We start from the raw sequence: 23,255 nt of genomic DNA on the forward strand, positions 1-23,255 counted from the left end.
ATCACCTTCATTTGCCGTAACGTGGCATTTTCGTCAGGTTTTGCCTGCACTCAGAATTAGCGTTCTGTTGCCCTTCATCTAGAGCTTCTTTCAGCCTCGGAAGCCCCTCTCTTTTAAGATGGACTGCAACATACTCGATTCGTCATCGCTTTCATGCACTTATTCCATGTCTATCACGAATTATAGACAAGGAAAAATCGCTTGTCAATGCGCTTTCCTCAGACGGATGATATGCAGCAATATCTCTTTCAGAACAGTGATAAAAGGCACAGCTAAAATTAAACCGATCACTCCGCCGATTTCTCCGCCCGCCAAGAGCGCCATAATAATCACCATCGGATGCATATGCAGGCTTTTCCCAACGATGAAAGGGCCAAGAATATTACTTTCAATAAATTGCAGCCCAAAAATGATGAAAAGCACTACAATTATTTTGTTAATGGAGAGCGTTGCAGCGACCATCAAAGCAGGAACCGCCCCGATAAATGGACCGAAATAAGGAATAATATTGGTCATTCCGATAATCGTCCCTAAAATTAACGGATATTTAATTTTAAACAGCCAAAACAAAATCGAAGCCGCCAGCCCGATCAGAAAACAAACAAATAGTTGCCCCCGCAAATAACTTCCGAGCGACTCATCGACGTTTTCTAAAAAACGTCTCCCTTCACGTCTCCATTTCTTCGGGGTGAAGTACCAAATGGCCTTTTTCATTTTCTCATAATCTTTCAACATATAAAAAACGAGAAAGGGAATGACACCAATAATAACAGCATAATCAATAATTGACTTCATGCTTGAAAGCATCCGTTCAAGAAAGGCAGCGACGGATGTTTCCATTCCAGCAATAAAAGATTCAATTCGATGATGAATTTCTCCAGGTAAATTGGTTGTTCCGTCATGAATTTTATCCGTCCAGCTTTGGTAATATTTTGTAAACATAGGGATATTTTCGGAAAGGTCTTTCATTTGTTCAACAAAAATTGGGACACCTTTATAAGAGCTAAAACCGACTCCTCCGAAAAAAATAAAATAGATGATGAGAATCGAACATGTTCTTGGAACACCTGAACGGTAAAGTTTTTCCACTACGGGATGAAGCAAGTAGGTAATGAAGACGGAAAGCATAAAAGGAATTAAAACAGCTTTTAACATTTTGAAAATAGGAAACCAAATGACTTTTAGCTGAAGAACCATATATACAAACAATGATAAAATGAGAAAAAAAATGATTCGGAAAAGCCATTTCCGCTCTCGCTCATTCATCCCGCATCCCTCCTCTTTTTATTTTGAGGAATGCTCACGAAAATATGCATGAAGGCGCCCATTTTAGGCGCCTCAAATCGCACGATCTTCTTCAGGAAACAAGTCATCTAAAGAACTTAGTGTTCCGTCTTCTTCTACTTGATGTGTGTGAATAATACCTTTTGTAACGGTAAGCTCAATAAAACAATGCCAACAATAATACTGATTGACTCCGATTTTTCCAATATCTTTGCTTTTACAATTCGGACATGTTAACAAACAGGGACACCTTCTTTATTCATTTATTTAATTATTTATTAATCCGGTATATTCTCGCTATGCACACTACTATTTGTTACCATTTTCCAAAAAATTATACGTCTCTATAAAGCATGCTTTTTTATGCTTAAACAATTTGTCCCCTGTTTGTAGCATCATCTGTCAATCGTTATCGATCTTATGGAAAGGAACAAATTTATTATCCTTCGCCCTCTTCCATAAAATCATATGGAGTGATGTTCTCCATCCCAATGTTGGCATCTTCTAGTGGAAAAGGAAGCTCCTCTTTCAGCTCGGCAAGTTCAGACGTTTTCAGCCTCTCTTTTAAGGTTGTCTGCCTCATCGACTCCTGATTGTTGTATACTCCCATTTTTAACGCTTCCCATTCTCCGCACATAATTAAAAATTGCTTGCTCCTTGTAACAGCTGTATAAATCAAATTTCTTCTCAACATCCGAAAGTAGCCTTTTACTACCGGAAAAATGACAATCGGAAATTCGCTTCCCTGCGCTTTATGGATGGAGCAGCAGTAAGCATGAGTAAACTGATTAAAATCTTGCTTCGTATAGGTTACTTCGATACCGTCGTAAGAAATGACCACCATATCTTCTTTTTCGACATTTTCTTTTGCGTAAAAAATAGAAACAATCTCCCCAATATCGCCATTAAACACGTTTTGATCAGGCTGATTGACGAGCTGCAGCACTTTGTCCCCGATTCGGTAAATAACGTTGCCATGCTTGATCTCTCTTTTTTCTTTTGAAGGGGGGTTTAACATTTCCTGAAGCATTTCATTCAACTGATCAATGCCGGCAATCCCTCTGTACATCGGTGCCAACACCTGTATATCCTTCGCAGAATATCCTTTTTTCAAAGCGTTCTCAATTACTCTCGTTATAACTTCTTTTATTTGTGATGTTGTACAAGGAATAAACGATCTGTCTTGTGTCGTTTGCAAAAGGTTCGCTGGAAGAGTTCCTTGGCGGATTGAATGGGCCAAATCAATAATTGTAGATCCTTCTGCTTGTCTATAAATATCTGTCAGCGTAACAACTGGGATTCGTCCGGATTGAATCAAATCGCGAAGCACTTGGCCGGGTCCAACGGACGGAAGCTGGTGTTCGTCTCCGACAAGAACAATTTGTATGTCCGAAGGAAGCGATTTAAACAATTGATGCATGAGCCAAATATCAACCATTGATACTTCATCAACAATCAGAAGCTTTCCAGAAATCGGATGATCCTCATTGTGTTCAAATCCTTCTGAACCATTCCATCCTAAAAGGCGGTGGATTGTGACGGCAGGAAGACCGGTTGCTTCTGCCATTCTTTTTGCAGCTCGTCCGGTAGGTGCCACCAGTACAATGGGAAACGGCTCTTCCTTCTTTTGATATTCTTTTGGGTTCAATGAAAGGCCGTGGAGGTTCGCATAAATTTCAACGATGCCTTTGATAACGGTTGTTTTTCCCGTTCCAGGCCCGCCGGTCAGCAAAAGAATCGGCGAATGAATAGCCCGCTGAATGGCTTCTTTTTGAGAGGGGGCATACTGAACATTCATTTTTTCTTCCAGTTTTCCTAACTCCAGCAAAAATTCTGATTCAGGAAACATATCTTGAAATTGGTTTTGGGTTAAAATTTCTTCAATGTTATTGGCAAGTCCCACTTCAGCATAGTAAAGAGAGGGTAAATAAATTCGATCTTCCTCGACGATAATTTTTCGATCTTCTTCCAATTCAAGAATGATTCTTTCAATATCCTGATCAGATATGTCTTCTCCATTTTGGGTGAGCAATTTTTTCGCTTTTTCCATCAGCTGAACTTTTGTAACATATACATGTCCTTCTTTTACAGCATCTTGTTCAATAGTGAACAAACAAGCCGCCTTCAGCCGGTCGGGATGATTGCCGGAGATCCCAAGCTCTCTCCCAATTTCATCCGCTCGAATAAAGCCGATCCCTTCAATATCTTCCACCAATTGATATGGGTTTTTTTGAATGATTTTAAGCGTATCCTCCCGATACAGCTGATAAATTTTCATCCCAAGTGCAGGCCCAATGCCAAGCTGATTTAATCCGATTAAAACCCCTTCTAAACCTTGATGTTCCTTCAGTGTTTCAGCCAGTATTTTGGCTTTTTCCTTTGAAAGCTTCTTCACTCTTTTTAATGAATCGGGATCCTCCAAAATAATCGAAATCGCATGTTCGCCCAGTTCATTCACGATCGCTTCCGCTGTTTTTTTGCCGATTCCTTTAAAAAGCCCGCTTGATAAATATTGAATAACTCCTTCTTTCGTAGTTGGAAGCTCCTTTTGAAAACGCTCGGCTTGAAATTGTACGCCGAATTTTGGATGGTATTTTTTCGCGCCAAAAAACGTATAGCTGTCATGTAATTGGAGAAGAGGAAAAAAACCCGTCACGGTCACTTGATCTTGCTCAAACTGTTCATTCGTCTCTTCAATTTTCACTTTAATAACAGTATAAAAATTTTGCTCATTCTGGAACACAATATGTTTAATGACTCCGCGAACAAAAGGAGTACTTTCCTCATGAAACAAACTCTCCTGTTGACCGCCCATCCTCTTTCCTCCTAATTTCGTTTAAATCATTTCTTCTAACAGCCTTTTCCCGTTGCCCGCAAGCAAATGATCCGGTTGAATGGAAAGCGCCATATCAAACATTTTTAAAGCTTCTTCTCTATTTTCTTCAAATGCGTACGCAACACCTAAATTATAATAAGCATCTGCGTGATGTTGATCGAGGTCGATCGTTTTTTCAAACTCTTTTTTTGCTTCTTGAATGTGGCCTGCTTGTGCTAAACATAAACCATATTGAAAGTGAGCGCTGGCGTCTTGTTCATCCAGCTCAACCGCCCGCAAAAAATACGGAAGTGCAAGACGGGGCTGTTCAAGCTGGTAAAGAGACATTCCAAGCATAAAATAGACATCTTTATGAGCAAGCCCATACTTTTCCGCCTGATCAAAAAATGTTTTCGCTTTATGATAATCTCCCGCATTATAATGAACGGTTCCAATGCCGTAATACGCAGTAGCCGTCCCTTTATCAATCTCAATCGCCTTTTCATAAAATTTCAATGCTCTTTCTGCATCACCTGAAGAGGCAAGCAAATTCCCAAAATTTACGTATAACACAGGGTCGTTTGGATTTTCTTCCAATGCTTCTGCAAAATATTTCGCTGCTTCTTCCCATTTCCCTTCTTTTATTGCTTCTAAAGCCAGTTGATTTTTATGCATCCATTTCATCCTTTCACATCCAAAGGCAAAGAGGCTGCGCCAAGTTAACAAATCTCATTCCGATCGGTACAGCTTAACTCTTTAACCGACATACCACAGTTTTTCGCCGTTGCGAAATACTTTATCGATAATGCCGCCTCCCAGACATTCCTCTCCATTATAAAAAACGACAGCTTGTCCTGGTGTAACGGCACGGACCGGCTGTTCAAACGAAATTTGTGCAGTTTGATCACCGATCATTTTCACTTTTACTGGCTGATCAGGCTGGCGGTAGCGAAATTTTGCGGTGCAAACAAGCTCATCTGTTGGTTTTACACCGGTTATCCAGTTTACATTTGTTGCGATAATGGAGTCTGAATATAAATGTTCATTATGAAATCCTTGTTCAACATATAAAATATTATTTTTTAAATTTTTTCCAACCACAAACCAAGGATCGCCATTTCCTCCTATTCCGAGTCCATGGCGTTGACCGATCGTATAATACATAAGCCCGTCATGCTTCCCTTTTACCTCACCAGACAACGTCTCCATTTTGCCGGGTTGAGCAGGTAAATACTGGCTTAAAAATTCTTTAAAGTTCCGCTCGCCAATAAAGCAGATGCCTGTTGAATCTTTTTTCTTTGCTGTTGCCAAGTTTGCTTTTTCCGCAATTTCTCTAACTTCTTTTTTTTCAAGATGCCCGATGGGGAACATGACCTTTGACAGCTGCTTCTGATTCAGCTGATTCAAAAAATACGTTTGATCTTTGTTTGGATCCTTTCCTCTGAGCAATTTGTACACACCATCGCGGTATTCCACCCGTGCATAATGGCCTGTTGCGATATAGTCCGCGCCTAAGTCAGCAGCATGCTCCAAAAAAGCTTTAAATTTAATTTCTTTATTGCACATGACATCGGGATTTGGCGTTCTTCCAGCTTTATATTCCTCTAAAAAGTAAGTGAACACTTTATCCCAATACTCTTTTTCGAAATTCACTGCATAATAAGGAATCCCAAGCTGATTGCATACACGGATTACATCATCATAATCTTGCGTTGCCGTACATACGCCGTTTTCATCCGTATCATCCCAATTTTTCATAAAGACCCCGATGACTTCGTACCCTTGTTCTTTTAGGAGCAAAGCAGTTACAGATGAATCTACTCCGCCAGACATCCCGACTACGACTCTTGTTTCATGCGGCGCCTTTTCCATCTCTCTCACCTCTTTCTATTTTGACGTTAACCTTTTAACAATCTCGGCTGTTTTTTTGGCAGCCGATTCAATTTGTGCTTCCGTATTTCCTAAGCCGAAGCTGAATCGAACCGATGAAGTTATTTCTTTTGAATTTTTGCCAAACATTGAAACGAGCACATGCGACGGTTCAACTGATCCTGCTGTACAAGCTGAGCCGCTTGATGCCGCAATTCCCGCCAAATCGAGGTTGACAAGAAGCGATTCAACATTTGTTCCCGGAAAGAAAACGTTTAATATATGAGGCAGGCTGTTGTCAATCGAGCCGTTCACAGCGAAGGAAATGCCCTCTTGTTCAAACACATCGATCATGATTTGTTTAAAATGCACATATTGCTCTGTTTTTTCCTTTCTTGTTTGTTCTGCAATTTTTGCGCTTTCTGCAAACCCGATAATCGCTGGAACATTTTCCGTTCCGGCTCTTCTCTTCAATTCCTGCTCACCGCCATGCATGCGCGGAGTGAATTTCACCCCAGCTTTTGCATATAAAAAACCGATCCCTTTCGGCCCATTTATTTTATGACCGGAAACCGACAGCAGATCGACATTCAGCTCGCGAACATCAATTGGAACGAGTCCGTATGCTTGAACTGCATCGGTATGAAAATACGCTTGATGGTTTTGTAATAAGCTTCCTATTTCTGAAATAGGCTGTAAGGCACCTACTTCATTATTTCCATACATGACTGTGACAAGAATCGTTTCATCTTTTAAAGCTTTTTTAAGATCATCGACAGAAATAACTCCCGATTGATTGACAGGCAAATACGTAACGTGAAATCCGTTTTTTTCTAGATAGCGGCAAGATTGGAGGACAGCCGGATGCTCAATTTCTGTTGTGATAATATGGTTTCCTTTTTCTTTATTAGCAAGCGCTGTTCCAATCACCGCTAAATTATCTGCTTCTGTTCCTCCGCTTGTAAATATGATTTCTTTTGGATCTGCATGAATACTTTTGGCAAGGAGCTCTCGAGCCTCATCCACTTCTCGTCTGCTTTCTCTGCCAAAAGAATGGATGCTAGACGGATTGCCGAAATAATCCTTCATAAAGGTTGTCATTTTATCCAAAACTGCGGGATGGACTGGCGATGTTGCCGCATGATCCAAATATATCCGTTCCAAAGTTAATTCCTCCCGACTTTAAATGTAAAACATGTAAGCGTCCTGCTCATTATCTCCTGTATGGCTTGCTAAATCATCAAGTGTCGTGTTGTCAAGAACGTCCTTCACCGCATCGCGGATTTTTAACCATAGATGCCTTTGAGCAGGCGGTTCATCTTCAATTCCTTCAACAGGGGTGATCGGTCCTTCCAACACACGGATAACGTCACCAGCCGTTATTTTGGACGGATCGTTCGCTAAAATATATCCGCCATAAGCTCCGCGAATGCTTTTGACAAGTCCGGCATTGCGGAGAGGAGCAATTAATTGTTCCAAATAATGCTCTGATAAATCATGAGATTGTGCAATACTTTTCAAAGATGTCGGTCCTTCTCCGTACTTTCGCGCCAATTCAATCATAATCGTTAAACCATAGCGTCCTTTCGTTGAAATTCTCACGTTTCTACACTCCTATTTTTTAGTTTTTTTCAAGATTTTCACCATCTTGGTTCTACTTTAAACTTTAGACATTATAGCATATTATTTTATTAGTGGGTAAATGAGATGATATGATTTTTATTTGGGAGCGATAAAATGGAACCTTTAGCGTATAGAATGCGTCCAACCAAAATAGAAGATATTATTGGACAAGAACATTTAGTTGGAAAAGGAAAGATTATTGAACGAATGGTGCGAGCTAAATATTTAAGCTCGATGATTTTATACGGACCTCCTGGAATCGGAAAAACATCTATTGCAACAGCAATAGCAGGCAGCACTAACACGCCTTTTCGAAAGCTGAATGCGGTTGTCCACAATAAAAAAGATATGGAAATTGTTGTAGAAGAAGCAAAAATGTCAGGGCAAATCATTCTCATTTTAGATGAAGTGCACAGACTTGATAAAGGGAAACAAGATTTTTTGCTTCCATATTTAGAAAACGGCATGATTATTTTAATCGGTGCAACGACAAGCAATCCGTATCATGCCATTAACCCGGCGATTCGGAGCCGCTGTCAAATTTTCGAATTGCACCCTCTTTCTCCAGATGACATTATGATTGCCCTGAAAAGAGCTCTTACAGACCCAAGAGGACTGAGCGACTTTCCTGTTCAAATCAGCGACGAAGCTCTAAGACATTTTGCCGAAAGCTCCGGCGGAGATGTGCGTGCGGCGTTAAATGGATTGGAACTCGCCGTTTTATCAACAAAGGAAGATGAGAATAGGAACATTTGCATTACGGTTGAAATTGCTGAAGAGTGCATGCAAAAAAAGAGCTTTTCCCACGATAAAGACGGAGATCATCATTACGATGTTTTATCTGCTTTTCAAAAGTCTATTCGCGGGTCCGATGTAAACGCAGCGCTTCACTATTTGGCCAGATTAATTGAGGCAGGGGATCTTTCTTCGATTGCAAGGCGTTTAACGGTCATCGCCTATGAAGATATTGGTCTTGCGAATCCGCAAGCGGGACCTAGAACTCTTTCGGCTATAGAAGCAGCTGAGCGCATCGGTTTTCCCGAAGCACGCATCCCTTTGGCCAATGCGGTGATTGAACTATGTTTATCCCCTAAATCAAACTCTGCTTATAAAGCGATTGATGCAGCTTTAGCCGACATTCGCTCAGGCGTGACAGGCGAGGTCCCTTCCCACTTGCGGGATGCTCATTATAAAGGAGCAAAGCAGCTTGGCAGAGGAGTGAACTATTTATATCCGCACGATTATGAATCAGGCTGGGTAAACCAGCAATATTTGCCTGACCCCATCAAGCATAAAAAATATTACAAGCCAAAAAGAACGGGCAAATTCGAGCAGGCTTTAGCGCAAATATATGAAAATATCGAGAAAAAGAAAAAAGAAAAGGACGAATAGGAAGCTGCGGTCATGTCCGCGTCATCTTGGAAATATAAATAGGATTGTCCAAAATGTCAAAACCCCATGGAAAACGTAAATAAAAGGGGGCGTCAATAAGCCGAAAAACGGCTTATTTGACACCCCCATTTTTTAATCGTCGTCGCCGACACGATAAATTTTTATATCCTTCAGCAATTCATTAATCACATGACCAGCCATAATCAATCCGGCTACGGATGGCACAAAGGCATTTGATGACGGGGGCATTTTTGCTTTGCGGATCGTTGATTCGTTATTGCCGACTTCTTTTCTGACATCTTCTCTAATAACAACAGGGCGTTCATCAGAAAATACGACTTGAATTCCCTTTCGGATCCCTTCTTTTCGCAGTTTCGTTCGAATCACTTTGGCAATCGGATCTGTATGTGTTTTTGAAATATCTGCTACTCGGAAACGGGTTGGATCCGTTTTGTTGGCTGCCCCCATGCTTGAAATAATAGGAATATTCCGTTTCAGGCATTCCTTCATTAAATGAATTTTATAGCTGATCGTATCGCTGGCGTCAATCACATAGTCAGGGTTTAGCTTAAAAAAGTCTTCATACGTCTCTTCCGTGTAAAACATTTTTAATGCAATTACTTCACAATCCGGATTAATGTCAGCAATTCTTGCTTTCATTAAATCCACTTTCGGTTTTCCAACTGTCGACAAAAGCGCATGGATTTGCCGGTTAATATTCGTAATATCGACATCATCTTTATCGATCAAAATCAATCGCCCGATGCCTGATCGTGCAAGAGCTTCGACGGCAAAAGATCCAACTCCGCCAACCCCTAAAACGGCTACGGAGCTGTTTTTCAATTTATGTAAACCTTCTTTTCCAATCGCTAGTTCATTTCGGGAAAACTGATGAAGCAAAAAAAATCACTCCAATTTGTCAAAATTCAGTGTACAAACTAAAAAAGTCCCAATTGTGCCGTCGCCGTTTCCTTCGTTTTGAACCCGCTCTCAGCAGGTGGGTGCCCTGTTCTAAAGCTTTGTAAGTCCTCGTGCCATATGCATATGAGGCATTTACTCACTTTAGAAACTCCGGGCTCCCATTTAAATCGTTGTTCGGTCAAAACTAGGTGTACGACGCACACATCAGGACTTAAATTTTGAATAAAGAATATCATAATTAGCATGAGATTTCAAGATAAAAAACAAATAATGGAAATTATTACCTTGAGCTATGTTTCACTTCAAGATGCAGTTCATCCAATTGCTCTTTGCTTACTTGGCTTGGTGCCTCCGTTAACAAACAGCTCGCACTTGCTGTTTTCGGAAAGGCAATCGTATCCCGTAAATTTGTTCTTCCTGCCAAAAGCATTACAATCCGATCCAATCCTAGTGCAATTCCACCATGCGGCGGCGTACCGTATTCGAAGGCTTCCAGCAAAAATCCGAACTGTTCTCTTGCTTGTTCCTCTGTAAAACCAAGAAGTTTGAACATCTTTTCTTGAACGTCTTTTTCAAAAATCCGAATCGACCCTCCGCCAAGTTCATATCCATTTAACACTAAGTCATATGCTTGAGCCCGCATTTTGAGAGGGTCTTTCTCAAAGTACTCCAAGTCCTCACGAAACGGCATAGTAAACGGATGATGCAATGCATAATAGCGGCCGTCTTCTTCATTATATTCAACGAGCGGCCAATCCGTAATCCATAAAAATTCAAGTTTATCTTCTTCGATCAGCCCTAAATCTTTTCCTAGTTTTAATCTGAGAGCCCCCAACGAATCAGCAACAACATTCGGCTTGTCGGCAACAAACAGAAGCAAGTCTCCATTCTGTCCTTCAGCTGCTTGCAAAATACTATTTTGTTCATTTTCTGATAGAAATTTTGCAATTGGGCCTTTTACTTCATTTTCTTCTACTTTAAGCCAAGCCAAACCTTTCGCTCCATAATTGTGAACATACTCTTGGAGAGCATCTAGATCTTTGCGTGAAAATTCGTCTTTTTTTCCTTTTACATTGATTAGCTTTACTTGCCCTCCACCTGCAACTGCTTGACTGAAAACTTTGAAAGCGGAGTTTTTCACAATTTCAGATACATCAACAAGCTCCAGGCCGAATCGAACGTCCGGCTTGTCCGACCCAAAGCGCGCCATCGCCTCATCATATGGCATGCGTTGGAATGGAAGAGTAAGCTCGATTCCTTTCACTTCTTTTAACACATGAGCCATCATCTTTTCGGTTAGATTCATAATATCTTCTTGGCTCATAAAAGAAGTTTCTATATCTATTTGGGTAAATTCCGGCTGTCTGTCTGCGCGCAAATCCTCATCGCGGAAGCATCTTGCAATTTGATAATATTTATCAAATCCTGAAACCATTAGAAGCTGTTTGAATATTTGCGGCGATTGCGGGAGCGCATAAAATTCCCCCTCATGGACGCGAGAAGGGACAAGATAGTCCCGTGCTCCTTCCGGTGTGCTTTTTGTTAAAATGGGGGTTTCCACATCAATAAATCCATTTTCATCCAAAAAGTTGCGAATCGCTCTCGTAATTTGATGCCGCATTTTTAACGTTTCAAACATGACTGGACGGCGCAAATCTAAATAACGGTATTTTAAACGAACCTCTTCCGAAATGTCCGCTTTTTGATCCGCAAGTGAAAAAGGAGGAGTTTTGGCGCTGTTTAAAATGGTTACCGATTGAACAACCACTTCCACTTTTCCTGTTCGAATGTTCGGATTAATCGTCTCTTCCGATCTTTTCACCACTTCGCCTTCAATGTCCAATACATACTCGCTGCGGATTTTCTCAGCTATTTCTAACGCTTCCTTTGAAACTTCAGGATTAAAAACAATTTGGACAACTCCTGTCCGGTCGCGCAAGTCGATAAAAATAAGTCCTCCTAAATCGCGGCGTCTTTGCACCCATCCTTTTAAAACGACCTTTTCGCCGATTGCTTTTTCGGAAATTTCTCCACAATAATACGAACGTCCAAACATCCTACATACTCTCCTTTACTTTCTCTCTTTTATATACTCTGCAAGTCGTTCAAATGCCACCGCATCTTGTTCGCCTGTTGCCATGTTTTTTACGTTCGCCACCCCTTTTTCTAATTCCTCATCACCTATGATGATGACAAATTTGGCTTGAAGCCTGTCCGCTTGCTTCAGTTGTGCTTTCATTTTCTTATTTTCATAATCTTTGTCTGCAGAAATGCCGGCTTTCCGCATTTCCTGCAATAGAGATACCGACCGTTCCTTCGCCCGATCTCCCAGTGCCACAATATAACAATCTAGACCTTTTTCAATCGGAAGAGCGATGTTTTCAGCATCAATTGCTGCTAACAGGCGTTCAATGCTTAAAGCAAAGCCGATCCCCGGCGTGCTTGGCCCTCCGGCTTCTTCGACCAAGCCGTTATATCTTCCGCCGCCGCATAAAGTCGTAATCGCCCCAAACCCTTCCGCATTGCTCATGATTTCAAATGCTGTATGGTTATAATAATCCAATCCGCGGACGAGATTTGGATCGATTTCATACTCAATGCCAAGCTCCGTTAAATATTTTAACACTTGATCAAAATATTGCTTTGATTCATAGTTTAAAAAGTCAATGATGGAAGGGGCGCTTTTCATCAATTCATGCTCGCGGTCTTGTTTACAATCAAGTATTCTTAACGGATTTTGCTCAAGCCGCTTTTGGCAATCAGAGCAAAATTCTCCAATTCTCGGCTTAAAATGGTTGACTAAAGCAGCACGATGTGCAGCTCTGCTCTCTTGATCTCCCAAACTGTTAATGACAAGCTTCAATTTTTTTAAGCCGAGCGATTGATAAAACGCCATCGCCAAAGAAATAACTTCAGCATCCAGCGCAGGGTCGTCCGAGCCGAGAGCCTCCACACCGAATTGAACAAATTGCCGAAAACGCCCTGATTGCGGTCTTTCATACCGAAACATCGGACCGATGTAAAAAAGCTTTACAGGCTGGTTCGGATCTGCGTACATTTTCTTTTCAACAAAAGCGCGGACGACTGCTGCCGTTCCTTCCGGTCTTAATGTTAAACTTCTTCCTTTCCTGTCGGAAAAAGTGTACATTTCTTTTTGGACAATATCGGTTGATTCGCCTACACCCCTTTGAAATAATTCCGTATGTTCAAAAATGGGGGTTCGAATTTCCTGAAAGCGATAAAGACGGCATATTTCCCTAGCTTTTTTCTCAACATATTGCCATCTTGAAGCCTCCGACGGCAAAATATCCTGTGTACCTCGCGGGATTTGAAAAGCCATTGTCGATTCTCCTCCACTTATAAAATAAATTCCATAAAAAAACCCGTCCCCTGACGATTCCCGTAGGGACGGGAGAGTCTCCCGTGGTGCCACCCTAATTGAAGCAATGCTTCCACTTAAAAGTTAACGCCTATTTACGTTTCCTCCTACTTTTACACCTTTCAGAGGAAAACCTCCGGAGTGTTCTTCACTAAGCGATCATGGGGAAAGGCTTTCAGCCTAAGGCCTTTCCTCTCTGTCCATGTGCATCCCAGCTACTTGTCTCCGTCATCGGTTGTTTATGTACGTTATTTTTAAATCTAGAATTTTATATTATCATACGAACAATACTGTGTCATGTCAAGAACGGCTGAGCCGATCACGGAGCTTTTTCGCCTCCTCTTGATTTAAACCATGCTCAAACGAAACCTCTATTAAAATATCCTGCATCGTACGATCACTGAAAGAAATACCAAACTGGTCATGAAAAATTGATGCGGAGAAAGAATGTTTTTCACTGGACCGCATATTTTTCCCCTTTCTTTTTCATCAGAATTTGCGTCTTAGTCTTCCCGCAAAAAAATGAAAAAATACTCAATGTAAAAAAGGAAATGCCGAAATAAAATAGAAATAGTTTTTTGCATGAATGTGAAAGGAGCATGGCCATTGCGAAAAAAATGCTTTTTAATCGTTCTGTTGCTTTCACTGCTTTTTACTTCTACCGCTCCAGTTTTTCATTCAGCCCAAGCGGATACGCAAAATGCAGTCATTAAGCAAGATAAAGTAAATGTCCGGACAGGTCCCGGTTTAAGCTATCCCGTAATGAAAAGCGTTCGGTACGGTGAAAAATACCCGATTGTCGCAAGGAAAGGAGATTGGGTGAAAATTCAATTAAAACAGGGCTCTTCCGGGTGGGTAGCCGATTGGCTTCTTTCAGTAGAAACCGAGCTTCAAAAAAAGGATTATGTCGTTTCTACGACTACCGGGTTAAGAATCCGTTCTGGCCCCGGGACAAACTATAAAGTTGTTGGACAGTTTCCTAAAGGGGAAAAAGCGCATGTGTTGATGAAACAGGGGAAATGGGTGAAAATTTCCTATAATGGCCGGCAAGGATGGGTCTCTTCTGCATATGTAGCTCCAGCAGCAAGCAAAACTCCTTCGAATCAGAAGCATAGCCTCGGTACGGTTACAGCCACTATATTAAATGTTCGTTCAAAACCAAATGCACAATCATCAATTACCGGCAAGCTGACAAAAAACATGAAAGTTGAAATCATTTCGGAACAAGGCAATTGGTATAACATTCGCTACAACAATGTGACGGGGTGGGTGTCGAAGCAATATATTACCAAAGCAGCAGCTAAAAGCAGCAGCACTTCCCCGCAAAAAGGAAGGATTACAGCCAGTTCGTTAAATGTTAGAAGCGGTCCGTCTTTACACTCAAAAATTGTCGGTACCATTAAAAAAGGAACAGAGGTAGAAATCATAGGTGCAAACGGAGATTGGTATCAAATTAGATATGCGAAAAACAAAACAGGCTGGGCATCCAAAAGATATATCGAAGCTGGCTCAAAGAAAACAAACGGCGCTCAATCAGTTGTCCTTTTATACGACGGAACAAATTTGCGCAGTGCACCTTCCACTTCTGCAAAAATTGTTCAAAGAGGAAACAAAGGGCAGACTTTTCCAATTGTAGGGATTTATAATAATTGGTATAAAATTCAGCTCCGAAACGGTCAAACAGCTTATGTAGCAAGCTGGGTCGTCACAACAACAAGCGAAAACAATTCCAATAAAGGGACAAGCATACCGTCAAACGGTAAAAAAGTCATTATCGATCCGGGCCACGGAGGCTATGACAGCGGGACGATCGGTGTCAGAGGGACGCTGGAAAAACATTTAACCTTAAAAACAGCTAAACTTGTGTACAACAAATTAAAAAGAGCAGGTGTAAATGCAGTTTTAACTAGAAGCGACGATACATATATCAGCCTGCAATCCCGTGTAGGAATTTCTGTAAAAAACAACGCAAACGCCTTTGTGAGCATCCATTATAATAGCTCAATCATTCCAAGCGCAAATGGAATCACAACTTTTTATTACAATTCTGCAAAGGATAAAGCATTAGCAAATGTAATTCACAAAGAGATGGTGAGGCATGTCAATTTAAGAAACCGCGGTGTTCAATTTGGAAATTATTTTGTGCTGCGTGAAAATAAACGTCCTGCTGCTTTGCTTGAACTAGGTTTTTTGAGCAATCCTATGGAAGAGTGGACAGTCAGCACAAACGCTTACCAAGAAAAAATCTCACAAGCGATTTATAAAGCGGTCGTCAAATATGTAAACTCATAAAAAAATCGTGAGCAGCTCGCTCACGATTTTTTTATTTGCTTTCGATAATCAATGTTACTGGGCCAACGTTTGTAAATTCAACAGCCATCATCGCTCCGAAAGAACCCGTTTCAACACGTACGCCTTTTTCTCTCAGTTTGTCGTTGAAAGATTCATATAGTTTTTCAGCAATATCCGGTTTGGCTGCTTGCATAAAATTTGGCCTTCTTCCTTTCCGGCAATCGCCGTACAGAGTAAATTGGGAGACGGATAAAACTTCGCCCCCAACATCTAAAAGAGATAAATTCATTTTCCCTTCTTCATCCTCAAATATGCGCAAATTGGCCACTTTATCCGCTAAAAACTCTGCATCTTTTTCCGTATCCTCGTGTGTAACACCGACTAGCACCATTAAACCGAACTCAATCGAACCAACAACTTGTCCATCTACTTTGACATTTGCATTCCTTGCTCGTTGTACTACAACTTTCATCATGTATTTCCTTTCTTAATTCATAATTCTCCGCACTGAATATACATCCGGTATTTGCTTGATCCGATCCACAACTTTTTGAAGATGGCTGACATTTTGAATCGAAATTCCTAAATGGATGTTCGCTACTTTGTTACGGTCCGTTCTTCCCGAAATTGTCGTAATGTTTGTCTTCGTCTCTGTTACAGACTGGAGCACTTCATTTAATAAGCCGCGCCGGTCAAAACCTAAAATCTCAATTTCCACATTGTATTCCTTCCGGCCGTCCAGCTGATTTTCCCATTCCACTTCAATTAACCTGTCTTTTGCATCCTCTTTATTGACATTTGGACAATCAGACCGGTGAACAGATACCCCTCTTCCTTTTGTAATAAATCCGACAATATCATCGCCAGGGACTGGGTTGCAGCAGCGGGAAAGCCTGATTAACAAATTATCAATACCCTTTACAGACACTCCTGCATCACGGCGCTTCGGCCGCCTTGCACCTTGTTGAACCACCTTTTCCATCAATTTTTCCTGCTCTTCTATATCCCGCTGTTTGCGAATTTTTTCGACTAGGCGGTTTGCAACCTGTAAAGCAGTAATGCCGTTGAAGCCAACCGCCGCATACATATCGTCCTCATTTGAAAAATTAAATTTTTCCGCGACACGTTTTATATTTTCCTGAGTAAGGACTTCTTTCACATCAAAATCCATCGCTTTAATTTCTTTTTCAATTAATTCTTTTCCTTTTTCAACATTCTCCTCTCGGCGCTGCTTTTTGAAAAATTGGCGAATTTTATTTTTCGCTTGAGAGGTCTGCGTCAATTTAAGCCAATCTTGGCTCGGACCGTAAGAATGCTTCGACGTCAATATTTCCACTATATCTCCGGTTTTTAATTTATAATCAAGAGGCACTATTTTTCCGTTTACTTTTGCTCCGATCGTCTTATTGCCTATTTCAGAATGAATTCTGTAGGCGAAATCAATCGGAATCGACCCGGCGGGAAGCTCAATGACATCTCCTTTTGGAGTAAATACAAACACCATGTCAGAGAACAGATCAACTTTCAATGCCTCCATAAATTCTTCGGCGTTGGAAGAATCGTTTTGAAACTCCAATATTTCTCTAAACCAGCTCAGTTTTTTATCAAAAGATGTAATGCTTTTTCCTTCTTTATAAGCCCAATGGGCAGCAATCCCGTATTCAGCGATCGCATGCATTTCGTATGTGCGAATTTGAACCTCAAGGGGATCCCCCTTCGGACCGATGACAGTCGTGTGAATGGATTGATACATGTTTGTTTTCGGCATTGCAATATAATCTTTAAATCTGCCAGGCATCGGCTTCCAGCATGTGTGAATGATGCCAAGCACTGCGTAGCAGTCTTTTATGCTGTTCACAATAATTCGCACAGCCAGCAAATCATATATTTCGTTAAATTGTTTATTTTGGAGAACCATTTTTCGATAAATGGAATAAATATGCTTCGGCCGGCCGTACAGCTCTGCCTTTATCTTTACTTCTTCAATTCGCTTCTTTAAATCTTCAATTACCTCTTCAACATACTTTTCCCGTTCTGCACGTTTCTTTTTCATCAAATTGACAATTCGGTAGTATTGCTGCGGATTTAAATACCGCAAGGCTGTATCTTCAAGTTCCCATTTGATTTTTGAGATTCCGAGGCGATGGGCGAGAGGAGCAAATATTTCCAACGTTTCATTGGCGATTCTTCGCTGCTTTTCCTGCGGCAAATGTTTTAACGTACGCATATTGTGAAGACGGTCTGCCAGTTTAATTAAAATGACCCGAATGTCCTTCGCCATAGCGACAAACATTTTCCGGTGATTCTCCGCCTGCTGCTCTTCTTTTGATTTATATTTAATTTTTCCCAGCTTTGTTACTCCATCCACAAGCATAGCGACTTCATCGTTAAATTCTTGTCGAAGCTCGTCTAATGTCACATCCGTATCTTCCACAACATCATGTAAAAAGCCGCCGGCAATCGTTGTAGGATCCAGCTCCAAATCTACTAGAATCCCGGCAACCTGCACCGGATGCATAATATATGGTTCGCCTGATTTTCGATATTGCCCATGATGGGCGTTTTTTGCAAACTCGTATGCTTTTTTTATAAACTCTATATCATCAGGCGGAAGATACTTTTCCGCTTTTTCGAAGATCTGTTCAGCTGTCAACATTTGTTCGTTTGCCATGGGATCACCTTTAATTGTATATACGTTATTGTTTTTATTATTAAATAAAATTAACAAACATGTAAAGAGAAGAATACGATCCTTTTGAAAAGGGGTAAAAAAAATAGAGCTGCTGCAGCTATTTTGTGAGTGGATGGAAAATATTACAACTTCTAAAGTTTTTCATTTTATTGTTTTAAAAAAAAGCACCCATTAAGAGTGCTTCATTTATAGATTTGCGCCGATTAATATTTAATCAATGCTAATATATCATAGCCTTCAAGCCTTTTTCTGCCCTCAAGATAAGACAATTCAATTAAAAAGGCAATGCCGGCAACCTCTCCGCCAAGCTGTTCCACTAATTTAATGGTAGCTTCAATCGTCCCTCCAGTCGCCAGCAAATCATCGGTTATTAACACTCGCTGGCCAGGCTTAATCGCATCTTTATGAATGGTTAATGCATCTTTTCCGTACTCAAGCCCGTATTCCACCTTGATCGTTTCGCGCGGAAGCTTGCCTTCTTTTCGAACAGGTGCAAAACCAACTCCGAGAGAGTAAGCAACTGGGCAGCCGATGATAAACCCTCTTGCTTCTGGACCGACAACAATATCAATCTTCTTTTCACGCGCATATTGAACAATTTGGTCTGTTGCATATTTAAATGCTTCCCCGTTGTCCATTAATGTTGTGATATCTTTAAAAGAAATGCCCGGTTTTGGAAAATCTTCAACAATTGTCACGTATTTTTTTAAATCCATCACTCGTCCTCCTCGGTTGTTTACCATTCATGAACTTGTAAAAATTTATCGGCATCTCGTTTCAAGACTGCCTTTTCAAACCATTCCTTCAGTTCTTGATAAGAAGAATAGAGAAGCTGCTGTTCCAGTTTCATTTGATCCAGCTTCTGCTGATATGTTCCGGATTCTGATAAATCCCGTTTTTTCACCTTTTTGTTTAATGTAATCACACCATTGTTTATTGTAACAAATTCAAGTTCAAAAAACACCTTTGTCATAAAAAAGATCGTTTCTTTTGTCCAGCCACGGTATTTGGCTAAATCTTCCCCATATTTTTTGTAATCGAAAGAACTTTTTTTCGTTAAGAATGCGTAATACCATTTAAAATGCTCTCTTGTCGGCATTGTTTGAAAAAAGTGGTCTGCATGCTGATAAAAAATAGCATAAATTCTTTCAGGAATTCCTTGCTCAAATGCTGAAACAAGAAATTCGATTGCCTGGGGCATATCGAGAAATACAACATACTTATTGGAAACATCTATATTTTTGTAATCCTTTATTTCTGATATTATATGAATTTCATGAATGTACGGTTGATCTTTATATAATTTTATAGATTCTTCATGAAAGGCGATCAGCAATCGTTTTTCAGCAGGAAGTTTAGAGAGCAAAGCCTCCGTTCCTCTTGAACCTCGCCAATCAAAAAGCTGCCACGCTGGCACGGCAAGGTCTTGAAGCAATAGCTGCGGCTTTTTTACATAATTCCATTCGTTGATCGCAAGCTCACCGACAATAGAAACGTTTGCGAAAGGAGATATTTCTTCTGCCAATTCTCCCTGTCCAAAGCCGACGACATCTAATTCAAATTCCTTCTCCTCAATCTTCATTTTCAAATGATTTCCGTTTACCCCAATTTTTCTAACATCTGCCGCATTGACATTCTCTAGTAAAAAGAGCGGCTTCGGATTATCGACTCCGAAAGGGGCAAGCTTCTCCAGCTCTTCGACTGCTTTTATTGTGACATGCTCCAATGAACAGGCACATTCAATGTTTTTTACGGGAATAAAATCTTCATCTGAAAGCTGACTATTTGCAAGATCGATCATTTTTTGGCGCAGCTCGTCAATATGCTCTGCTTTCAGCGTCATGCCAGCAGCCATCGTATGGCCTCCAAAATGAGGGAGAAGCTCCCTGCATTCCGATAAGTTTTTAAATAGATCAAACCCTTGAATGCTTCGCGCAGACCCTTTGGCAAGACCTGTCTCACGATCAATGCTCAACACGATGGCAGGACGGTAAAATTTTTCGACCAATCTGGAAGCAACGATTCCGATCACTCCAGAATTCCAGTTTTCTTTTGCGACGACTAAAACAGGATTGTCTTCGATTGGAAAATTTTTCTCAATTTCCTTAATCGCTTCGTCCGTTATCTCTTGTACAAGCTTCTGCCTTTGCTTATTTAATTGATCGATTTCCTTAGCAAGCATATCAGCTTTTTCTTTATCATCTGTCAACAACAATTCAACGGCAGGATCGGCTTCTTGCAGCCTCCCTGCCGCATTAATTCTCGGTCCTAAAACAAATCCTATCGTTTCCTCATTTACGGAAGATTTGTCCACTCCAGCAATGGAAAGAAGCGAATTTATGCCAGGTCTTGTCGTCGTTTTTAATTTTTCAATCCCTTTTTTCGCAAGAAGCCGATTTTCTCCGTATAGAGGTACTAAATCAGCAATTGTTCCAATGGCTGCGATCTCTATCAGAGATTCTGGAACCTTTCCATAAAGGGCATGGGCCATTTTAAAAGCAACGCCTACACCTGCCAGCTCCTTAAAAGGATATGTTGAATTTGGCAATTTCGGATGAATGATCGCATACGCATCAGGCAAAACAGGCCCCGGTTCATGATGGTCTGTGATAATGAGGTCGATTCCAAGCCTTTTGGCTAAATCCGCTTCATTGATTGCCGCGATGCCGGTATCAACTGTTATAATCAGCCTGCATCCTTTTTCATGAATCATTCGGAAAGCATGTTCGTTTGGCCCGTATCCTTCTGAAAATCGATTCGGTATGTAAAAATCGACGTTTGCCCCCAATTCCTTTAATGCCGTCAACAGGACGGCAGTGCTGGAAACGCCGTCCGCATCATAATCACCGTATACGACAATCTTTTCACCAGCGCGGATTGCTGCAAAAATACGCTCACATGCCCGCTCCATCCCATCCAACAAAAAAGGATCATGAAATGAAGGTTCCTTTATATGTAAAAACTCTTTTGCTTCTTCAACATTTTGAATGCCGCGATTCACAAGTAATCGAGCAGTCAAATATGTAATATTCAAAGAGTCGATTAATGCTCGAACAGCCTCTTCGTTGGACTCATCCCTATATAAACGATTCCAACGAAATTTAGATCTCAGCATGATTTCACCCCTCAACTTCTCCTATTATACAGAACGAAATGAAATGTTTTCAAACACTATTTTTAAGGTTATGTTTCTTCATAAGAAAGAGAGGGGCTGTCCGATGAGTTCCTAAAATGAAGGAGTTTGGAGAAATACATTGTGAAGGACAAAAATAATCGAATAAAATTTGTAAATGTCCTTCATAGAAGCAATGAAGTCCAACTGGAATAAATTGTATGCACTGAATGTCCGTCATAAAACTTTTGGAGAACGTAATGAAGAAAGAGAGCATAAGAAACATACTAACATTAGTAGTACAGACCTAGGCCAAGGTTTGTGCTACTATTTTTTTATAGTAGAAGTGAAGGAAGGTCGAACATCCCCTGGGACCAAATAGAGTCCGTATTAAAAACAGACCAACTTCACATCCTTATTTGAATCAGTTTAGTATGTTGGGTCCGAAGAGACCGTGTATAAGAAAATGGAATCAATAAGGCAATGTGAAGAACTTCTATGTTTGGCTAAAAAGGAGAGGCAGAAAATATGAAACACGTAGTGGCATTTGATGTCAGTATGGGGAAAAGTACAATGGTCATTTATGACCGTTATCGTCAATGCGAATATGAGGGTGAAATAACCCATAACCGCTACTCTTTCGAGAAATTAAACGAAACCCTTATATCTTTAACACAAAAAGATGCACAGGCACCTGATATTGTCTTTGAAGCAACAGGCGTATATTCAAAACCACTAGAACGATTCTTAGGTGATCAAGGTTATATGTATTATCGAGTTAACCCACTCGAAGCGAATATTCAAATGGCTTCAATGAGGAGACAAAAAACAGATAAAAGCGACGCTCATGAACTTGCGAAAACTCACTTTAGAGTTGAACGTGAACAAACTTATCAAGAAGGGGAATATTATAAACAAATGCGTGCAATGACGAGATATTATGATGAATTAAGTAGTGAAATGACGCATTTATATAGTCGTTTACATGCGATTCTACAATTGAGTTTTCCCGAGTTAGAAAAGCTATTCAGTAAACGTTCTGCTTTATTTTTGAATGTCGTTCAATTATACCCTCATCCGGATCATGTGTTAGTTTGTTCAAAAACAGTGATTCGTAATCGTTTAAAAGCCAACACAAGAAAAAACTTATCATTGGCACGTGCTGAAGAAAAAGGGATCGCTTTAATCGAAGCAGCAAAAGAAGCGTATCCAGCAATTTCAAAAGATGATATTCGCTGTGAACAAGTGCGGGATTATGCCAAACGGATTGCAGACTTGAAGGAGAAAAGAGATCAACTTGTCCAAAAGATGGTTAAATTATCGAAAGATAAACAAGAGTATCAGATTTTAATTTCATTTCCAGGAATCGGAGAAACGACTGCAGTTCGTTTAATTGGAGAATTAGGAGATATTCGACGATTCAAAAACCATAAACAACTGAATGCTTACGTCGGTATTGATATTATGAGATATCAATCTGGGAATACCTTTTATAAAGACAAGATTAATAAAAGAGGAAATAACAAACTTAGAAAGATTCTATTTTACATGATCCAGACCATGATCCAACTACGGAAAAACACACAAAATCATATTGTAGATTATTATGATAAATTAAAAACGCAACCCCAGAGGAAACCTCATAAAGTTGCGTCCATAGCATGCGTGAATAAGTTCTTGAAATCGGCTTATCACCTTATCACACATAATCTGAAATACGATTACGAAAAGGCAACAATGCATCAGTAATCGTAAGTAAGATTATATCACAAAGACCTGACGAAAAAAATGGAAATCGTGAGGTCTATTTGTCATGCGAAAATTTATTTTGGAAGGAAGGGGTCCCCCTTCCTTCCAAAATAAAATCTATATTAAC

The 23,255-nt window shown here is 40.4% G+C and carries 18 protein-coding genes, 1 other RNA gene and 2 other annotated features (1 of these 21 running past the window's edge); of the genes, 3 read left to right on the forward strand and 16 right to left on the reverse strand.

Translation table 11 applies throughout. The annotated features are described in order from the left end of the window. Window positions 1-155: a binding site (T-box leader), on the reverse strand; it reaches 52 nt to the left of the window's first position. Window positions 156-204: 49 nt separating this feature from the next. The 7 genes from NSS70_RS14655 to cymR form a co-directional block, all read right to left on the reverse strand. Next, window positions 205-1,266, reverse strand: a complete 1,062-nt coding sequence (locus tag NSS70_RS14655; RefSeq protein ID WP_339196906.1) for an AI-2E family transporter — start codon at window positions 1,264-1,266, stop codon at window positions 205-207. A 72-nt stretch (window positions 1,267-1,338) separates the two neighbouring features. Then, window positions 1,339-1,524 (reverse strand): hypothetical protein, encoded by a 186-nt coding sequence (locus NSS70_RS14660; protein ID WP_094246265.1) that lies wholly within the window; start codon window positions 1,522-1,524, stop codon window positions 1,339-1,341. A gap of 199 nt (window positions 1,525-1,723) precedes the next feature. Continuing rightward, window positions 1,724-4,099: an SF1B family DNA helicase RecD2 gene (gene recD2, locus NSS70_RS14665; RefSeq protein ID WP_327848040.1), complete on the reverse strand. Its 2,376-nt coding sequence runs from the start codon at window positions 4,097-4,099 to the stop codon at window positions 1,724-1,726. 21 nt (window positions 4,100-4,120) lie between these two features. Next, window positions 4,121-4,774 (reverse strand): tetratricopeptide repeat protein, encoded by a 654-nt coding sequence (locus tag NSS70_RS14670; RefSeq protein ID WP_063388167.1) that lies wholly within the window; start codon window positions 4,772-4,774, stop codon window positions 4,121-4,123. An 81-nt stretch (window positions 4,775-4,855) separates the two neighbouring features. Beyond that, entirely contained in the window at window positions 4,856-5,971 is a 1,116-nt protein-coding gene (mnmA, locus tag NSS70_RS14675; protein WP_340881846.1) for a tRNA 2-thiouridine(34) synthase MnmA, read from the reverse strand. 15 nt (window positions 5,972-5,986) lie between these two features. Continuing rightward, the gene (locus NSS70_RS14680; RefSeq protein WP_130158149.1) at window positions 5,987-7,132 is read right to left on the reverse strand and encodes a cysteine desulfurase family protein; all 1,146 of its coding nucleotides are present in this window, start codon (window positions 7,130-7,132) and stop codon (window positions 5,987-5,989) included. Between the two features lie 18 nt (window positions 7,133-7,150). Beyond that, on the reverse strand, window positions 7,151-7,570 hold the full coding sequence (gene cymR / locus NSS70_RS14685; protein WP_063387987.1) for a cysteine metabolism transcriptional regulator CymR: 420 nt from the start codon (window positions 7,568-7,570) through the stop codon (window positions 7,151-7,153). A 135-nt stretch (window positions 7,571-7,705) separates the two neighbouring features. Here cymR and NSS70_RS14690 point away from each other — a divergent pair, with 135 nt between their 5' ends. Next, window positions 7,706-8,983 (forward strand): replication-associated recombination protein A, encoded by a 1,278-nt coding sequence (locus tag NSS70_RS14690; RefSeq protein WP_339196914.1) that lies wholly within the window; start codon window positions 7,706-7,708, stop codon window positions 8,981-8,983. 132 nt (window positions 8,984-9,115) lie between these two features. Here the strand turns inward: NSS70_RS14690 and NSS70_RS14695 are convergent, their stop codons facing one another. The 5 genes from NSS70_RS14695 to NSS70_RS14715 all read right to left on the reverse strand — a co-directional run bounded on the left by NSS70_RS14695 (window position 9,116) and on the right by NSS70_RS14715 (window position 13,751). Beyond that, entirely contained in the window at window positions 9,116-9,883 is a 768-nt protein-coding gene (locus tag NSS70_RS14695) for a tRNA threonylcarbamoyladenosine dehydratase (protein WP_063387985.1), read from the reverse strand. Window positions 9,884-9,925: 42 nt separating this feature from the next. Continuing rightward, a non-coding RNA gene (gene ssrS / locus NSS70_RS14700) (6S RNA) lies at window positions 9,926-10,118 on the reverse strand. A 66-nt stretch (window positions 10,119-10,184) separates the two neighbouring features. Beyond that, window positions 10,185-11,960, reverse strand: coding sequence for an aspartate--tRNA ligase (aspS, locus tag NSS70_RS14705; RefSeq protein WP_066250519.1), 1,776 nt, complete (start codon window positions 11,958-11,960; stop codon window positions 10,185-10,187). Window positions 11,961-11,975: 15 nt separating this feature from the next. After that, on the reverse strand, window positions 11,976-13,244 hold the full coding sequence (gene hisS / locus NSS70_RS14710; RefSeq protein WP_339196916.1) for a histidine--tRNA ligase: 1,269 nt from the start codon (window positions 13,242-13,244) through the stop codon (window positions 11,976-11,978). A 61-nt stretch (window positions 13,245-13,305) separates the two neighbouring features. Further along, window positions 13,306-13,524 (reverse strand) — a binding site (T-box leader). A gap of 59 nt (window positions 13,525-13,583) precedes the next feature. Continuing rightward, window positions 13,584-13,751 carry a hypothetical protein gene (locus tag NSS70_RS14715; protein ID WP_158640147.1) on the reverse strand — a complete coding sequence of 56 codons (168 nt, stop codon included), beginning with the start codon at window positions 13,749-13,751 and terminating at the stop codon, window positions 13,584-13,586. A 138-nt stretch (window positions 13,752-13,889) separates the two neighbouring features. Here NSS70_RS14715 and NSS70_RS14720 point away from each other — a divergent pair, with 138 nt between their 5' ends. After that, the gene (locus NSS70_RS14720) at window positions 13,890-15,575 is read left to right on the forward strand and encodes an SH3 domain-containing protein (RefSeq protein WP_339196918.1); all 1,686 of its coding nucleotides are present in this window, start codon (window positions 13,890-13,892) and stop codon (window positions 15,573-15,575) included. Between the two features lie 31 nt (window positions 15,576-15,606). On the opposite strand, the gene dtd is transcribed toward NSS70_RS14720, so the two are convergent. From dtd to recJ, 4 genes are all read right to left on the reverse strand, one after another. Then, window positions 15,607-16,047: a D-aminoacyl-tRNA deacylase gene (gene dtd, locus NSS70_RS14725; protein ID WP_063387981.1), complete on the reverse strand. Its 441-nt coding sequence runs from the start codon at window positions 16,045-16,047 to the stop codon at window positions 15,607-15,609. 15 nt (window positions 16,048-16,062) lie between these two features. Further along, window positions 16,063-18,246, reverse strand: a complete 2,184-nt coding sequence (locus NSS70_RS14730; protein WP_063387980.1) for a RelA/SpoT family protein — start codon at window positions 18,244-18,246, stop codon at window positions 16,063-16,065. A gap of 224 nt (window positions 18,247-18,470) precedes the next feature. Further along, on the reverse strand, window positions 18,471-18,983 hold the full coding sequence (locus NSS70_RS14735) for an adenine phosphoribosyltransferase (protein ID WP_063387979.1): 513 nt from the start codon (window positions 18,981-18,983) through the stop codon (window positions 18,471-18,473). Window positions 18,984-19,003: 20 nt separating this feature from the next. Then, window positions 19,004-21,382 carry a single-stranded-DNA-specific exonuclease RecJ gene (gene recJ, locus NSS70_RS14740; RefSeq protein ID WP_339196921.1) on the reverse strand — a complete coding sequence of 793 codons (2,379 nt, stop codon included), beginning with the start codon at window positions 21,380-21,382 and terminating at the stop codon, window positions 19,004-19,006. 525 nt (window positions 21,383-21,907) lie between these two features. Between recJ and NSS70_RS14745 the strand changes: the two genes are divergently transcribed. Next, complete coding sequence (locus NSS70_RS14745; protein WP_063388609.1) at window positions 21,908-23,128, forward strand: IS110 family transposase; 1,221 nt, start codon at window positions 21,908-21,910, stop codon at window positions 23,126-23,128. The last annotated feature ends 127 nt before the right edge of the window (window positions 23,129-23,255 follow it).

This window comes from Aeribacillus sp. FSL K6-2848 (assembly GCF_038004325.1).
GTDB lineage: Bacteria > Bacillota > Bacilli > Bacillales > Aeribacillaceae > Aeribacillus > Aeribacillus composti.

Excerpts from the sequence above, each read along its gene's own strand:
- NSS70_RS14715 (WP_158640147.1), bottom strand. The coding sequence starts at position 13,751 with ATGCGGTCCAGTGAAAAACATTCTTTCTCCGCATCAATTTTTCATGAC.
- hisS (WP_339196916.1), bottom strand. The coding sequence starts at position 13,244 with ATGGCTTTTCAAATCCCGCGAGGTACACAGGATATTTTGCCGTCGGAG.
- dtd (WP_063387981.1), bottom strand. The coding sequence starts at position 16,047 with ATGAAAGTTGTAGTACAACGAGCAAGGAATGCAAATGTCAAAGTAGAT.
- NSS70_RS14735 (WP_063387979.1), bottom strand. The coding sequence starts at position 18,983 with ATGGATTTAAAAAAATACGTGACAATTGTTGAAGATTTTCCAAAACCG.
- aspS (WP_066250519.1), bottom strand. The coding sequence starts at position 11,960 with ATGTTTGGACGTTCGTATTATTGTGGAGAAATTTCCGAAAAAGCAATC.
- NSS70_RS14670 (WP_063388167.1), bottom strand. The coding sequence starts at position 4,774 with ATGCATAAAAATCAACTGGCTTTAGAAGCAATAAAAGAAGGGAAATGG.
- recJ (WP_339196921.1), bottom strand. The coding sequence starts at position 21,382 with ATGCTGAGATCTAAATTTCGTTGGAATCGTTTATATAGGGATGAGTCC.
- NSS70_RS14655 (WP_339196906.1), bottom strand. The coding sequence starts at position 1,266 with ATGAATGAGCGAGAGCGGAAATGGCTTTTCCGAATCATTTTTTTTCTC.
- NSS70_RS14690 (WP_339196914.1), top strand. The coding sequence starts at position 7,706 with ATGGAACCTTTAGCGTATAGAATGCGTCCAACCAAAATAGAAGATATT.
- NSS70_RS14730 (WP_063387980.1), bottom strand. The coding sequence starts at position 18,246 with ATGGCAAACGAACAAATGTTGACAGCTGAACAGATCTTCGAAAAAGCG.
- NSS70_RS14745 (WP_063388609.1), top strand. The coding sequence starts at position 21,908 with ATGAAACACGTAGTGGCATTTGATGTCAGTATGGGGAAAAGTACAATG.
- recD2 (WP_327848040.1), bottom strand. The coding sequence starts at position 4,099 with ATGGGCGGTCAACAGGAGAGTTTGTTTCATGAGGAAAGTACTCCTTTT.
- mnmA (WP_340881846.1), bottom strand. The coding sequence starts at position 5,971 with ATGGAAAAGGCGCCGCATGAAACAAGAGTCGTAGTCGGGATGTCTGGC.